At 68.1% G+C, this 15010-nt stretch carries 16 protein-coding genes and 1 pseudogene; 6 read left to right on the plus strand and 11 right to left on the minus strand.

Annotated elements, in window-relative coordinates:
- The first annotated feature begins 29 nt into the window (after positions 1–29).
- On the plus strand, positions 30–905 hold the full coding sequence (gene hchA / locus EB75_RS04900; protein ID WP_073694356.1) for a glyoxalase III HchA: 876 nt from the start codon (positions 30–32) through the stop codon (positions 903–905).
- 27 nt (positions 906–932) lie between these two features.
- On the opposite strand, the gene EB75_RS04905 is transcribed toward hchA, so the two are convergent.
- The 7 genes and pseudogenes from EB75_RS04905 to EB75_RS04935 form a co-directional block, all read right to left on the minus strand.
- On the minus strand, positions 933–1193 hold the full coding sequence (locus EB75_RS04905; RefSeq protein WP_073694357.1) for an SHOCT domain-containing protein: 261 nt from the start codon (positions 1191–1193) through the stop codon (positions 933–935).
- A gap of 120 nt (positions 1194–1313) precedes the next feature.
- On the minus strand, positions 1314–2555 hold the full coding sequence (locus tag EB75_RS04910) for an MgtC/SapB family protein (RefSeq protein ID WP_073694358.1): 1242 nt from the start codon (positions 2553–2555) through the stop codon (positions 1314–1316).
- Positions 2556–2569: 14 nt separating this feature from the next.
- Positions 2570–3367 carry an enoyl-CoA hydratase/isomerase family protein gene (locus EB75_RS04915; protein WP_073694359.1) on the minus strand — a complete coding sequence of 266 codons (798 nt, stop codon included), beginning with the start codon at positions 3365–3367 and terminating at the stop codon, positions 2570–2572.
- A gap of 69 nt (positions 3368–3436) precedes the next feature.
- A complete protein-coding gene (locus EB75_RS04920) occupies positions 3437–4351 on the minus strand; it encodes a lysophospholipid acyltransferase family protein (protein WP_073694360.1) in 915 nt (304 codons plus the stop codon).
- 301 nt (positions 4352–4652) lie between these two features.
- Positions 4653–5699 (minus strand): annotated as a pseudogene (locus tag EB75_RS04925) (MFS transporter); the annotation flags it as partial.
- Between the two features lie 119 nt (positions 5700–5818).
- On the minus strand, positions 5819–6049 hold the full coding sequence (locus EB75_RS29565) for a WhiB family transcriptional regulator (protein ID WP_073694361.1): 231 nt from the start codon (positions 6047–6049) through the stop codon (positions 5819–5821).
- A gap of 125 nt (positions 6050–6174) precedes the next feature.
- Entirely contained in the window at positions 6175–6426 is a 252-nt protein-coding gene (locus EB75_RS04935) for a type B 50S ribosomal protein L31 (protein ID WP_073694427.1), read from the minus strand.
- A 147-nt stretch (positions 6427–6573) separates the two neighbouring features.
- Here EB75_RS04935 and pat point away from each other — a divergent pair, with 147 nt between their 5' ends.
- Positions 6574–7572 carry an acetyltransferase Pat gene (gene pat, locus EB75_RS04940; protein WP_073694362.1) on the plus strand — a complete coding sequence of 333 codons (999 nt, stop codon included), beginning with the start codon at positions 6574–6576 and terminating at the stop codon, positions 7570–7572.
- Positions 7572–8408, plus strand: coding sequence for a shikimate 5-dehydrogenase (locus tag EB75_RS04945; protein WP_073694363.1), 837 nt, complete (start codon positions 7572–7574; stop codon positions 8406–8408). The genes pat and EB75_RS04945 overlap by 1 nt, the downstream gene beginning before the upstream one ends.
- A 3-nt stretch (positions 8409–8411) precedes the next feature.
- Here EB75_RS04945 and EB75_RS04950 read toward each other — a convergent pair whose 3' ends face one another.
- Complete coding sequence (locus tag EB75_RS04950) at positions 8412–9116, minus strand: LpqN/LpqT family lipoprotein (RefSeq protein WP_073694364.1); 705 nt, start codon at positions 9114–9116, stop codon at positions 8412–8414.
- Between the two features lie 149 nt (positions 9117–9265).
- Here EB75_RS04950 and EB75_RS04955 point away from each other — a divergent pair, with 149 nt between their 5' ends.
- Positions 9266–9931 carry a DUF5642 family protein gene (locus tag EB75_RS04955; protein ID WP_073694365.1) on the plus strand — a complete coding sequence of 222 codons (666 nt, stop codon included), beginning with the start codon at positions 9266–9268 and terminating at the stop codon, positions 9929–9931.
- Positions 9932–9941: 10 nt separating this feature from the next.
- The gene (locus tag EB75_RS04960) at positions 9942–10604 is read left to right on the plus strand and encodes a DUF5642 family protein (protein ID WP_073694366.1); all 663 of its coding nucleotides are present in this window, start codon (positions 9942–9944) and stop codon (positions 10602–10604) included.
- Between the two features lie 52 nt (positions 10605–10656).
- Here EB75_RS04960 and EB75_RS04965 read toward each other — a convergent pair whose 3' ends face one another.
- Positions 10657–11268, minus strand: coding sequence for an alpha-ketoglutarate-dependent dioxygenase AlkB (locus EB75_RS04965; protein WP_073694367.1), 612 nt, complete (start codon positions 11266–11268; stop codon positions 10657–10659).
- Between the two features lie 101 nt (positions 11269–11369).
- Positions 11370–12908, minus strand: coding sequence for a dolichyl-phosphate-mannose--protein mannosyltransferase (locus EB75_RS04970; RefSeq protein WP_073694368.1), 1539 nt, complete (start codon positions 12906–12908; stop codon positions 11370–11372).
- A gap of 23 nt (positions 12909–12931) precedes the next feature.
- On the opposite strand from EB75_RS04970, the gene rsmI reads away from it, so the two are divergent.
- Positions 12932–13786, plus strand: coding sequence for a 16S rRNA (cytidine(1402)-2'-O)-methyltransferase (gene rsmI / locus EB75_RS04975; protein ID WP_073694369.1), 855 nt, complete (start codon positions 12932–12934; stop codon positions 13784–13786).
- Here the strand turns inward: rsmI and EB75_RS04980 are convergent.
- Entirely contained in the window at positions 13770–14999 is a 1230-nt protein-coding gene (locus tag EB75_RS04980) for an aminodeoxychorismate synthase component I (protein WP_073694370.1), read from the minus strand. The genes rsmI and EB75_RS04980 overlap by 17 nt on opposite strands.
- Positions 15000–15010: the final 11 nt, after the last annotated feature.

The raw sequence follows: 15010 nt of genomic DNA on the forward strand, positions 1-15010 counted from the left end.
CCACATCCCGACAACGTCAGGACATCCTCATGAGCGAATCCGAACTGAGCAAGTCCCCGACACCCGATCCGGCTGAGGACAACGCGTTCTTCCCCTCGGCGTACTCGTTGAGCCAATACACCTCGGACAAAACCGATTTCGGTGGCGTCCAGCACGCCGGCGCCTATACCGGCGGGCGGTGGAAGGTCCTGATGATCGCCACCGACGAGCGCTATCTGCTGATGGACAACGGCACCATGTTCTCCACCGGAAACCACCCCGTGGAGATGCTGCTGCCGCTGCATCACCTGATGGCCGCCGGGTTCGACGTCGACGTCGCCACCATCACGGGTAACCCGGCCAAGCTGGAGCTGTGGGCGATGCCCCGCAAGGACGACGCGGTGCTCAAGACGTACGAAGACCTCAAGCCGAAGCTCAAGCAGCCTCTGGCGCTGCGCGAAGTGATCGCGGACAGACTGGGCCCCGACTCCGACTACCTGGCGGTGTTCATCCCGGGTGGTCACGGTGTCGAGGTCGGCATCCCGTTCAGCCCCGAGGTCGGTCAGGTGCTCGATTGGGCACTGGAGAACGACAGGTTCGTCATCACGCTCTGTCACGGGCCCGCCAGCCTGCTCGCGGCCGCGATCGGCAAGGAGGACTCGCCGTTCAAGGGCTACAGCATCTGCGTGTTCCCGGACGCGCTCGACAAGGGCCCCAACAAGGACATCGGCTACCTGCCCGGCGGGCTGCGGCTGTTCATCGCCGAGGCGCTCGAGAATCAGGGGCTCAAGGTGGTCAACGACCAGATGAGCGGGCAGGTCCATCAGGACCGGCGGCTGCTCACCGGGGACAGTCCACTGGCCTCGAACAACCTGGGTCTGCTCGCTGCGGATGCATTGGTCGAGGCGGTGTCGGCAACGGTGTGAGGACTGCCGTGAGCTGGACCGTAGAGGTCACGTTCGCGCGTGTTCACGGAGTACCGCCAGCCTCTCGCGGTACTCCGTTTCGGTGATGTCACCTTGTGCGTATCGCATCGCGAGTACCTGTCGAGCGTCGGCTTCGGCGGGGCCGGGGCACCCGGTCCTCTGCCCGCCGCCGACGCCGCGGACGAGTGCGATGAGACTGGCGACAACCAGTGCCCAGAACAGGAACATCCCGATTGCCATCGCGGCGTAACCCCATCCGCCCATGTCGTGGCCGTACCAGAACATCATGATGCGCTGCTCCTTCCGCTGCTGTGGATCATCGTCCCGCCGTGGACCGGCTCTTCGCTGGTGCCAAAGGGACAGCGGCGATGGGACTTTCGGCACCAGGCAGCCGGCCTGGACGCGCAGCTACGCCATCGTCAGGGCCAAGACAACGCCGAACACCAGCGCCGGCGGCGTCATCCCGGCGAGAAACCGGAGTCCGAACCGTCCGCCTCCGGCAGTGAATGCCAGCACTGTTTTGACGATGAGGTTGGAACCGAGAGCGGCCGCCACCGCGAGAAGCGCGGTATCGACGGTGATGTCGCCCTTGGCGGCAAGGCTTGCGGCGGCGACCGAACCGGCGTGAGCGTCGGCCAAACCCGCGGCGAAGGCAGCGAGGACAGCACCCTGGGTGCCCAGTACGTCGGCTCCCCATCGGCCGACGAGTAGCGCGAGAGTGAGCACTGCGGCCAGGATGAGCGCCGGCCGCAGGGCGAAAGGTCGGCTGGCCGGGGCGCCCTCGACCGCGGTGGTGGCGCTCTGTTCCGGCCGACCGGCGCCCCGGTAGACGACGGCGGCGATGACCACCAGCACGGCGGCACCGGCGGCCACCGGTGGCCACAGCCGCCGGAGCACTTCGATGTCCACCACTGCGATCACGATGAGCAGCTGCACAAAGGTGGCCAGGCTGGCCAGCAAGGAAGCGGCCAGCGGGGCACGCAAGCTGGGTGTCGTGCGGCTCAGCCGCCCCATCGACGCCGTTGTCGCGCTCGCCGAGACGAACCCGCCCGCAATACCCGTGACGAGCAGTCCACGCTCCGGGCCCAGAGCTCGAACACCGATGTAACCCACCCACCCGATGCCGGTGAGCAGGACTACCAGCGCCCACACCTTCTCCGGATTGAGGACGCCGTAGGGCCCCAACCCACGGTCCGGTAGCAGCGGGAGGATCACGAATGCGACGACGAGAAATTTGATCGCGTCTTCCAGTTCGACCTCGGTCATGATGTCGCGGGCGAAACGGTGGATGCGGTTCTTCGAGACGAGCAGGCCGGCGACGACGACGGCGAGGGCCACCGCCACTGCCGGACGGGAATAGGCCAGGGCGCCAAGGAGATACGCGACGAGCGCTGCTGTCGCCGTGGTCGTTCCGGGATCTTCTGCGCTGGTCCGGAAGTAGGCGAGCGCGATCAGGGCGCCGACGCCGAGAAATCCAACGACGATGACCCATTGGCCGAAACCTGCTGCGACCGCCCCAGCCAGCGACAGTAGCGCGAACGAGCGCGATCCGGCAGGGAGCTTGCGGGCATGGCTACGTTCGCGCTCGAGGCCGAGCAGTAGCCCGATGGCAAGCGCCACCAGAAAGGGCTCGATCTGCTGCCAGCTCACGACGGCTCCTGCACCTACTGCGCGGACGGGAACCGGGGCGGACGCTTCTCGCGCAGCGCCGTGTAACCCTCGACCACATCCGGGCCGAGGAACGTCAACATCTCGTAGGCCGCGGACTGGTCGAAGATGGGGCCGGCATTGCGGAGCCAGTTGTTCAGTGCGCGTTTGGTGAGCCGGATCGCCTGCTGCGCACCGGTGGCCAGATTGTCGGCGATGCGGAGCGCCTCGTCCAAAACCTGTTCGCGGGGAAGGGCTTTGGCGACCATGCCAATGCGCTCGGCCTCGATGCCGTCGATCATCTCGCCCGTCATGAGGTAGTACTTCGCCTTGGCGGTTCCGGCGAGCAACGGCCAGATGATCGCGGCGTGGTCGCCCGCGGCCACACCGAGTTTGACGTGGCCGTCGCCGATCTTGGCGTCCTCGGCGATGATCGCCACATCGGCCAGCAGCGCGGCCACGGCACCGGCGCCGACCGCGACGCCGTTGATGGCGGACACGATCGGCTTGTCGCAGTTGATCATGTTGTAGACCAGGTCGCTCATCTCGTCGAGCATGTGCGAGACGCGTTGGTAGTCGCCGGCCATGCGCTCGACCATGGCCAGGTCGCCGCCGGCGCTGAAGGCCTTGCCCGCTCCGGTGATCACGGCCACCCGGGTGTCCGGATCGGCCGCGACGTCCTTCCAGATGTTGGCCAGCTCGGCGTGCATGCCCTCATCGGCGGCGTTGTACTTCTCCGGCCGGTCGAGGGTGATCAGCAGGACCCCATTGTCACGGCGCGTCAGGGTCAGCTGCTGGTAATCGGTGAATGCCATCTCGCGAAGCCTTTCTGGTGCATGCGCCCGGTGGCAACCCACGTTACGGTTTCCCGACCGCCGCGAAGGTCAACCCGCGCGGACGACGGCCTCCGGCGGCTGGGCCGCCCGCGACCACGCCAGCGGATTCAGGTTCCGGTACGGATCGCCGGCCCGGACCTCCAGTAGGCCGGCCAGGATCTGTTCCAGCGCTTGCTGAGTCGTGGTCTTGACCGTCTCCACCCAGCGCGCGTGGTTGGTCCGGCCGGTGGGCGCCGTCGTGCTGATCGGCTCGCCGAACTCCAGGTACATGCGCTGCGGGCGGGGGATCAGCGTCGGCCCGATGCCGCGGACCAGCGGCATCGCCATGTCGGTCCGCCCGCCGAACCGCGCGCCGATGGACTGGCTGAGCCCGCCCAGCGTGCTGTCGCGCTCGACGAGAGGTTCGTAGACGTCGTCACTGCCGACCAGGCCGACGGGCACGATCGGGTAGCCGCTTTCGATGGCCACGCGGGCGAAACCGCTTCGCCCGTCCCATTTCAACTGGTACTCCTCGCCCTTGAACTTGGGCATCTCGCGCCCGCCGCCGGGGAACACCAGCACGGTCTCGTTGTGCCGCATGAGTTCTCGCGCGGTGTCGGGATGGCCGACGACGCCGCCGTACGCGGCGACGAGATCGCCGCCGAACCCCTTGGCCTGTGCCAGGCCCCGCTCGGCAAGCGGGCGCACCTGCACGCCGAGCTCGCGCCGGGTGTAGTACGGCATCAGCAGAATCTCGGCGAAGCCGAATGCGGTGTGATTGCCCACCAACAGAAATCGGCCGTCGCGGGGCAGTCGGTCCAGCCCGGTGACGTACGGCCGATACAGGTCGATCAACGGTTCGAGCGCATCGCCGGTGGCGCCCAGCATGTTTCGCAGTGCGCGGACCCGTTGCGGCGGATCCATGATGGCGGCGATTTCGTCGTCGGTGACAGTCGGCCGGCCCTGTGGCGGTCCGAATCCCATCGGTGCTCCCTCGGTGTCGTGGCGTTGTCACCAAGGTACCGACGATTTTGCTAGCTAAGCTAATAATTCCCTGTGAAGTTCGCAAGCGGGCCTTCCGGAGCACCGCCAGCCCGGCCGGCAGCAGCAGCGCCGCGATTACCAGCAGGATGCGTTCGATGCCCTCTGCCGTCGTGACGTGGTGGTGCTGAAGCACTTCCAGCACGGTTCCGGAGACTGCGACACCGACGCCCGCGAGGGTCACCAGCGCCGTGAGGGTGACGCCCGCTGCCTCGCCCGCGCGCTCGGGTGCGACGACTGTCTGCGTGGCGACCGTGGTGAAGGCGTACACCAGGCCCATGGTGAATCCGCAGACCGTCAATGCCACCAGGTACGGCGCCCAATGCCGCGAAACAGCAAGCCCGGCAAGCGATACCGCCGCCGCGGCGCACCCGGTACCCATGACGAGTACCGGTGGGAACCGGGCGCCGATGCGGCCCGACAGCACGCCGCCGAGTGCGGCGCCGGCCGAGGGGCCGAGGAACGCGATGCCGGCGGTCAGTGGACTGAGGCCGCGTACCAGCTGCAGGTTCAGCGTCGACAGGAACACTGTCACGGTGTAGGCGACGTTGGCGATGGTGCCCGCGACGACCAGGATGGTGAAGGTCGGGTTCCGCAGCAGCGCCAGGTTCACCAGCGGTGAGCGCACCCGTTGTTCCACGACGACGAATCCCGCCAGCACCACCACCGCGACGACGAACGCCGTCACCGTCTGGGGTGACAGCCATCCCCACGTCGGGGCCCGGTCGAAGGTGACCGTGAAAAGCCCGATGCCCGTGGTGATGAGGGCCAGGCCGCCGATATCGAGCCGGCGGTCTGCGGTCGCGTCGGAGCTCTCTGGAATGGTCATGGCTCCGATGAGCAGCGCGACGGCCGACAGCGGAACGAGCAGCAAGAAGATCGCGCGCCACCCCGGGGTCTCGGTCAGCAGGCCGCCCACCAATGGCCCGGCCGCGTTGCCCAGCCCGGCGATGCCGTAGGCCAATCCGATTGCCTGACTGGACTTTTCCGAGGAGAAAGCATTGGTGAGGGCGCTGACCGAGACCGGAAAGATGAAGGCGGCGCCGATACCCTGCAACGCCCGGAACCCGATGATCACGGCGGCCGTGGGTGCCAGTGCGCAGCCCACCGAGGCGATGCCGAACAGGGCGATACCGCCGAGCAGCGCGCGGCGACGGCCGAAGATGTCACCGATGCGGCCGGCCGGGACCATGAAGGCGCCGAGGGTCAGCATGTAGATGCTGACGACCCACTGCAGATCGGTTGTCGTAGAGCCCAAGTCGGCGGCCATGCGGGGCAGCGCCAGATTCATGGCGAAGTAGTCGAGTTGCACACAGAACAGCGCCGTGGAGACCGCCGCGAGGATCCATCGCGAGCGCACGCGATCAACCGGGGGGATCACGCGTCGACGATACGGCGCGCGGGGTTGAACTACGGCCGAATCGGCGACCCCCGCAGCGCGGCTCGTTCCTTCGGTGTCGTCGCACCCCAGATACCGTAGGGCTCCTCGGCCTCCAGGGCATGACCGAGGCAATCGCGTTGCACCGGGCAGCGGTGGCAGATCTGCTTGGCGTGTTCTTCGTGGGCGGCCCGCCGGGCACCGCGGTCGTCGTCGCCGGTGTAGAACACCTCGGCCGGCAGGCCGCGGCAACTGGCGTGCAACTGCCAGTCCCAGGCCGCGGTCGTGGCCGCGCCCCGGCTGTGGGCCCCGGGGCGCGGGCGGTGTCGGGTGGTCCTTGGTGGAGAGGCGAATATCTCAACGGGGCAAGGGGATACCCGCGGCAATGTCATCGGCCGTACTTGCGATTGAACTTCTCGACGCGTCCGGCGGTGTCCAGGATTTGCCGCTTGCCGGTCCACACCGGGTGTGAGTCCGACGTGATGTCGACGACGATGAGGGGGTAGGTGTGAATCCCGTCGGCGGTCCGCCACTCGATGGTTCGCGAGCTCGTGGCGGTGGAGCGGGTCAGGAATGTCCGTCCGGTCGTGGCGTCCTGGAAGACGACATGGTGGTAGTCGGGGTGAATGCCGGTTTTCATGGGTACCTCCGTCAACCAGGTGAAAATCATTGTCATTAAGGCGTGGCCGACGATACCCGACGCAAGCAGGCTTGTCGAAAACTGTTTTCAATAAGGGGCGTCCCAACGGCACCACACGGCGTCCCGTCCGCCGGTAACGTTTGCACCGTGCCGGAATCGACGACGGATGAGCTGGCTTCGCTGGGGTTCTTCGCCAGTTGCCACCGAGCGGATCTCGACCGGCTCGCGCCCCTTCTGCGCCCGCTGACAGCCGAACCCGGCAAGGTGCTGATGACGCAGGGCGAAGTCGCGTCGTCGTTCATTCTGATCAGCTCCGGCAGTGTCCGGGTGACGCATGCCGCGCCCGACGGCGAACTCATCGTCCACAACATCGGCCCGGGCCTGATCGTCGGTGAGATCGCGCTGCTGCGGGGTGGTACCCGCAACGCCACGGTGGTGGTCACAGAACCGCTGGCCGGCTGGACCGGCGGGCATGACGCACTGACGGCCATGCTCGACGTGCCCTGTATGGCCGAACGCCTCGTGCGTACGGCACGCCAGCGGCTCGCGGAGTTCATCACGCCGCTTCCGGTGAAGCTGAGCGACGGTAGCCAGATGTACCTGCGGCCCGTGCTGCCGGGCGATAACCCGCGCGTGCGCCAGGGGCCCGTCGAGTTCTCGACCGAGACCATGTACCGCCGATTCCAGACCGCTTACCAGCCCAGCCCGGCACTGATGGCCTACCTGTTCGAGGTCGACTATGTGGACCATTTCGTCTGGGTGCTGACCGACGGTGTGGACGGACCCGACGGGCCGATGGTCGCCGACGCGAGATTCGTTCGGCTGCACGAGAATCCGACCGTCGCCGAAGTGGCCTTCATGGTCGGCGACGACTATCAGGGCAAAGGCATCGGGACTTTCCTCATGGATGCGCTGGTGCCGGCCGCTCGGGGCTCAGGCATCGAGCGGTTCGCGGCACGGGTGCTGTCCGACAACTTTCCGATGCGCAAGATTCTCGAACACTACGGTGCGACCTGGGAGCGGGATGACCGCAACATGATCGTCACCGAGTTCGACGTCCCGGCGCCCGACCAATTGGCGTTGTCGCACAAGCAGTATCGCGACATCTACACCCTGGCGCAGCATGTGATCAAGGCGGTCGGCTGATGACGGAATCGTTGTACTCCGGGCGTCCGCTGCTGAACAAGGACACTGCGGTGTGCATCTCGCTGGCTGCCCGGCCGAGCAACATCGGCACCCGCTTCCACAACTACCTCTACAACGAGCTCAGCCTGGATTTCATCTACAAGGCTTTCACCACGACGGACATCGTCGCGGCGATCGGCGGGGTCCGGGCCCTGGGCATTCGCGGCTGTTCGGTGTCCATGCCGTTCAAAGAAGACGTCATCGCGCTGGTCGATGAGCTGGAAGAGTCTGCGCGCGTGATCAATTCGGTGAACACCATCGTCAACGACGGGGGCCGGCTCACCGCGTGCAACACCGACTACCTCGCGATCGCCCGGCTCATCGACGAGCACGGCCTGGACCCGGGCTCATCACTGCTCATTCGCGGCAGCGGCGGGATGGCCAGCGCCGTCGCAGCGGCGTTCCGGGACAAGGGATTTCAGTCCGGCACCATCGTGGCCCGCAACCAGGAGACGGGCGGCCGGCTGGCCGACCGGCTCGGCTACCGCTACGCGGCCGACGCGTCAGGCGGCGCCGACATCGTCGTCAACGTCACCCCGATCGGGATGGCGGGTGGCGCCGAAGCCGACGACCTGTCCTTCGAACCCGAGGTTATTGCCAAGGCGCGCACGGCGTTCGACGTGGTGGCCCTGCCGTCGGAGACCCCGCTGGTGCGCGCGGCGCGTGCTGCCGGGGTTCCGGTGATCACCGGTGCGGAGGTCATCGCGCTGCAGGCCGCCGAACAGTTCGAGCGGTATACCGGCGTGCGGCCGACTGCCGAGCAGGTGGCCGCGGCGTCGGCGTTCTCCCGCGCCTGAAACTCAGGGTGTGGTGATCGCCAGTGACTTGTCGATCGCCGACGTGGCATCCATCAGCGGCCCGATGGTCTCCCGGGTGCCGTTGGCGTTGATCTGCAGGACGATCACGCCGTCCTTGACCGGGATGGCTGCCGTCTTCTGGGCCATCAGCCGGTCCTTGCCGTCTTGCGTGTACATGCCGCCGACCTGACATGCCTTGTAGCCGGCGAGCTTGGCGTCGCAGTTGGTGCCGGCGTCCTGCCAATTGTGCAGGTTCTGCAGCTCGCCCGGTGCGTACTGCAGCACCTCGTCCGCATTGCCGCCAGGCAACTTCGAGATCAGCACAATGATGGTCGGTGGGTCGGCCTTCACCGCCGGGTCATCGAATTTGCTTGCGCTCCAAGCCCATTTCGGGGTCAGCGGGCCGGCGTCCACCCAGCCCTGCGGGAGCGGCATGGTCAGCGTCGGCGCCCCCGGGTCACCGGGATGCAGCTGCTGCTCGGTGATGTTCTTCTCGTGCAGGTAGTCCCGGATGGTCTTCTTCGGCGCGGCCGGTGCGGCCGGTGCGCCCGGCGCCGAAGACGACGGTGCCGCTGCGGCACTGGTGCTCGTGGCACTGCTCGACGAGGACGACGAAGGAGCGGGTTTCGAGTCCGAGTTGCACGCACTCGCTCCCAGCGCGGTCACTGTCACGGCCAGCGCAACGCCGGCAACCCTCATCGGCAACATTTCCGTCTCCTGTCGTTCGGTTGCAGACTACGGGGCGGACGCGGCCGGAGAGGCAAGCTTTCGCGCTATGCCACCCCGAGCAAAACACGCTTCGGCGTGGCGGCGGGCATTGTCGGGGGTCGGCGCGTCTGCCGTGCTATCAACAGCAAATGCGCGCAGTGGCGTGGTCGGTGGCGGTTCTGCTGTGCGCTGCGTGCGGTTCGCCGGCCGCGCCCGAGCGGCCTGCCACGACGACCGCCGCGAAAGCCACCGATCCGGCCGCGATCGGCCGGATGCGCCGACAACTGCCCAAGGAGCTGCAGGGCTATGAATTCGGGGCATTGCCCACGCCGGCCGCGCCGACGACCCTCTGGGGCATGTCATCCGGATCGACGGCGGACCCGCCGGACTGCGGCGCGCTGGTGGCCGCGCCCGCTGACGGCGCCCGTGGCTGGTCGGCGTCAGGGCCGGGCGGCATCGTGTACGCGACCGCGGCGCCGGCGGCGCCCGCGCTCGCCGGCGGTTGCGATACCTGGACGCTCAGCACCGCCAGGGCCCGGGCGGCCGTCGACCGCACCGATGCGCCTCAGATCGCCGGCGCCCGGACGCTGGGGATGACGGCTCACATCACCACCAGCGTCGAGAACGGCGCGCAAACCCATACGCAGGCAACGACTCTGATCGCGTATGTCGATGCACTGGCGGTTTCGGTGACCATGGTGACCGACCCGGGGGCCGTCGTGCCGCCGCTACCGGCGGATCTCCCGGCGACGTTGTTGGACGCGGCCGTGCGGTCGGTGCGGGGCATCCCGGCGACAGACGGGTCGGCCCGGTAGATTCGCCACAATGCGCAGAACGGTGATCGCAGTGGTCTCCGCCGGTCTGGTGGCGGCATGCACGTCCCACGCCCAGGTGGTCGCGGACCCGGACATCACGAAAATCCTTGATCTGAAGGGCACTTTCGGGCCGGACTACCAGGTCAAGACGGTGGCGCCGACGGGCATCGACCCGCGCGCGTTCGCCCCGCAGACGCTGCCCCCGGGCCTGAAATTCGAGCCGCCGGACTGCGCGAAGTTCGCCTCGGGCACGGCCGTCGCGCCCGGCGCCAAGGGCAACATGACCGCCGTCACGGCCGAAGGGCAGGGCAACCGGTTCGTCATCCTGGCGGTGGAGACGTCCGAACCGATCGCTCCGGCCGACCCGGGCGATGCCTGCAAGAAGGTCGCCTTCTCTGGTACGGGTGTGCGCGGGTTGGTCGAGGAGGTGCCGGCCCCGGCCATCGACGGGGTGAAGACCCTGGGCACCCACCGTTTCATCGAGACAGTGGCGGGTGGCAAGCCCGCCACCGGCCAGCTCTACAACTACGTCGCCGGTTTCGGCAGGTTCCTCGTGATCGTGACCGCCAATTCTCTCGTCGAGCCGAACAAGCCTGTCGCGCCGGTGAATACACAGAAGGCGACGGAGCTGCTGACCAAGTCGGTCGCGACAGTACGCGGCACCGCCCAGTGACTTGTGCACGATTTTCCGCGGGTGGCGCGGAAAATCGTGCACAAATCACGGGTTAGCGCACGTCGCGCGGCCGGAACTGGATGCTGATGCGCGGTCCGGTGGGGCGGGCGGTCTTGGGCACCGCGTGCTCCCAGGTGCGCTGGCAGGAACCGCCCATCACCAGCAGGTCGCCGTGGACTTGGGGCAGCCGGACGCTGGTGCGCCTGCCGTCGGCGCCCGCAGTGCGTGGACGCAGGGCGAAAACCCTTGTCGCCCCGAGGCTCAGCACTGCGACCATGGTGTCCTCGGTGCTGCTGCGGCCGATGGTGTCGCCGTGCCACGCCACGCTGTCGGAGCCGTCGCGGTAGAGGCACAGGCCCACGCTGGTGAACGGCTCGCCCAGTTCATGGGCGTAGGCGTCGTTGAGTCGGACCCGCAGCCGCGCCAGACCGGGATGCGGTGCGCGTTCCCGCGCCAGGTCGTGGAAGCTGACCAGGCGCGGGACATCGAGCACCTTGTCGTACATCTGGCGCTGCTCGGCACGCCACGGAATCGCGGTCAGCAGCTCGTCGAAAAGGCTGTCGGCGCCCGTCAGCCAGCCGGCCCGGACGTCGACCCAGGCGCCGTCGTCGAGCCACCGCCGTTCGGCATGGTCGAACAGCGACCCCTGAACCGCCAAGGACACCCGACGATCTTATCGCACAGGCGTTCGATCTGCCGGAACCTGTCCGTTGACTCCGCGCGGGCGGCCTTCGCCACGCGCACTCTTGCGCTGTAGACGCAGGCTCAACGCCAGGAGGGCAGGACGATCTCCATGTTCCAAGTGTTGGGCGAGATCGGCAGCCCGGTGAGAATCGGGTACATCCACGCGAAGTTGGTGATCACCAGCGCAACGTAGAAACACACGACGAGCAGACCGAGCGTTCGTCGTTCCGGTTCCGTCGACCTGGGATACAGGATGTCGCCGAGGATCAGCGTGATCAGGATGATGAGGAACGGCGCCATGGGCGTCGCGTAGAAGAAGTACATCTGCCGGTCGATGTCGGCGAACCACGGCAGGTACCCCGCGGCGTAGCCGGTGAGCGCGGCGGCGTAGCGCCAGTCGCGTTTGATGAACGTCCGCCACACGGCCCAGGCCAGCACCGGCACCGCGATGAACCACATGGCCGGTGTACCCGCGAGCATCACGGCTTTCACGCACGACTGTGCGCCGCAGCCCGGCACGTTGTTGTTGTCGATGGCGTACAGGACGGGCCGCAGCGACATGGGCCACGTCCACGGCTTCGACTCCCACGGATGGTGATTGCCCGCGGCGTTGGTCAGCCCGGAGTGGAACCTGTAGACGTCGTGCGTGTAGTACCAGAGTGAACGCAGCGCGGAGAAGGCGCCGTCGCCGATGTTCCGGCCTTCCATGTGCCGGTCGATCGCGGTCTCGGACGCGAACCATGGCGCGTACGACGCCAGATAGACACCGACCGGGATGAGCGTCAGCGCCCACATCCCCGGCAGGACGTCGCGGCGCAACGTGCCCAGCCAGGGCCGCCGCACTCGGTACGCGCGCCGGGCTGCGACGTCGAAGGCAACGGTGAGCAGGCCGAAGAACACCATGTAATAGAGGCCCGACCACTTCACCGCCAGCGCAAGCCCCAGCAGCACGCCGGCACCGAAGCGCCACCACCGCACGCCGAGGCGCGGGCCCCACACCGTGTCGGCGATGCGACCTTCGGTCATCGCGACGTGCATGCGGGCGCGCACCTGGTCGCGGTCGACGATGAGCGCGCCGAACGCCGCCACGATGAACACCGTCTGGTAGACGTCCAGCAGCGCCGTGCGCGCCGAGACGAAGCTGACGCCGTCGGCGATGATCAGCAGCCCGGCGATGCCGCCCAACAGTGTCGAGCGCGTCATGCGCCGCACGATCCGCGCCACCAACAGCACCAGGATGACGCCGCACACCGCGCCGGAGAACCGCCAGCCGACGCCGTTGTAGCCGAAGATCCACTCGCCGATGGCCATCAGTTGTTTGGCGACCGGGGGATGCACCACCAGGCCGTAGCCGGGGTTGTCCTCGACGCCGTTGTTGTGCAGCACCTGCCAGGCCTGCGGCGCGTAGTGCTTCTCGTCGAAGATCGGCGTGCCGGCATCGGTCGGGGAGCCCAGGTTCAGGAACCGGGTGATGACGGCCAGCGCGGTGATCACCGCGGTCATGGTCCAGCCGCGCAGCCGATCGGTCGGGCCGAAATCGGCGGCAGGCGTCAGCGGCGCCGGACTGATCACGGGGACCTCGCGCTCGGCGTCGGAGGCGTCGAGAGCGGGGGCGGTCACGTCAGCGATCGTAGGCTGTCCCGGTGACATCAGTTTCTGGTCCGCCTGCTGACGCTGGTCGGCTGCTGCTCGCGGCCACTCCGCTGGGCCGGCCCGGCGACGCGTCGGCCCGCCTGATCGAGGCGCTCGGCAGTGCCGATGTGATCGCCGCCGAGGACACCCGACGGGTGCGGGCACTGGCCGCGTTGCTGGACGTCCGGCCCGTTGGGCGCATCGTCAGTTTCTTCGACCAGAACGAGGCGTCCCGGGTGGCCGGGCTGGTCGAGTCCGTCGCCGCGGGGGAGACGGTGCTGGTGGTCAGCGACGCCGGCATGCCGCTGATCAGCGACCCGGGATACCGGTTGGTGGCGGCGTGCGCCGAAGCCGGCCTGGTGGTCAGCTGCCTGCCGGGCCCGTCGGCGGTGACGACGGCGCTGGCGGTGTCCGGGTTGGCGTCGGACCGGTTCTGCTTCGAAGGCTTCGCGCCGCGCAAGGGCCGGCGGGCCTGGCTGGCCGGGTTCGCGACGGAGCGACGGACGTGTGTGTTCTTCGAGTCACCGCGCCGGCTGGCCGAGTGCTTGGCCGACGCGGTGTCCGCGCTGGGACCGGACCGGCGCGCTGTGGTGTGTCGTGAGCTGACCAAGACCCATGAGGAGATTCGTCGGGGCACGCTCGCGGAATTGGCCGAGTGGGCTGCCGAAGGCGTGCTCGGCGAGATCACCGTGGTGCTGGCCGGTGCGACACCGGTGGCGGACATCGACGCGTTGGTTGCACTCGTTCAGGAATTGGTCGACGACGGCGCCCGCGTCAAAGACGCCTGCGCCCAGGTGATCGCCGACAACCCCGGCGCGCCGTCCCGGCGCGAGCTCTACCACGCGGTCCTCAAATCCCGCGACTGACAGTTTTTCCCCCGGCTCGTGAGTGCGAGAGGCCAACGGTCGGGGCGGCCTTGTGGAGGCACTCTTCCCACTCGCGGTCGGGGTCGGAGTCGGCGGTGATGCCGCCGCCCACCCCGAGCACCGCGGCGCCGTCGGCGTCGAATTCGACGGTGCGGATCGCGACGTTCAGTTCGGTACCGGCCGCGGGCGAAGCCAAGCCGACAGTGCCACAATAGATTCCGCGGTCGTATGGTTCCCACTCGGAGAGCAGTTCGCGGGCGCGGCACTTCGGCGTGCCGGTCACCGACGCCGGCGGGAAGGTGGCATCCAGGACTGCCGTCATCGGCGTGTCGGTAGGAACCTGCGCCGACACCGTCGACACCAGGTGCCAGACGCCCGGGGCGGGTTCGACGGCCAGGAGTTGCGGCACCCGGACCGAGCCGACGTTCGCGACGCGGCTCAGATCATTGCGGACCAGGTCGACGATCATGATGTTCTCCGCGACATCCTTGACCGACGAGGCCAACTCCGACGGCGGATGGTCAAGGGGGAGAGTGCCTTTGATGGGGCTTGAGGTGACGATCTCGCCGCGGCGGCTCAGGAAGAGTTCGGGGGACAGGGACGCCACCGCACCCCAGGAGCCCGCGACGAACGCGGCCCGGGCCGGCGCGGTCCGCGCCACCGCGTCGACGAAAAAGTCAACGGGCGCACCGGATATCCGTCCGGTGAAGCGGGTGCAGACGCAGGCCTGGTACACCTCGCCGGCGGCGATCGCCTCCAGACAGGACAGCACCCCGGCGCGGTGGCTGGAGCGGTCGGGCGCACACCAGTCGATGGCATACGGCGCGGGTGCGGCCGGTTCCAGCTCGGCCAGCCAGCCGGGAAGTGGTGCCCCGGAAAGGCTTTCGTACCACCATGCGCCGGCCGCGTCCTGTCGGAGCACGCAGTCCGACCAGCCCCCCGCCGCCGCCGGGATCCGGTTGCCCCCGTCCGGGTACGACAGGTATCCGAACCAGCCGCCGCCGATCACTTCGTCGGCACCCGGCGACACGTCGAAAACATCGGAGGCGGCGACGGGTTCGATGGCGACGCTCGGCGCGATGACGGCCGTCGACCCGAACCAGTCGCCCAGCAGCGCGGCCGGCGGTGGCAGGCCGCGGCCGGCGGCGGCGTCGGCGACAGCCTTCAAGACTCCCGGGGCGTCGCCCAGGTCGGCCAACCGCTCGACTCGCACGCCCCACAGCT

The organism is Mycobacterium sp. ST-F2, from assembly GCF_001905655.1.
Taxonomy (GTDB): domain Bacteria; phylum Actinomycetota; class Actinomycetes; order Mycobacteriales; family Mycobacteriaceae; genus Mycobacterium.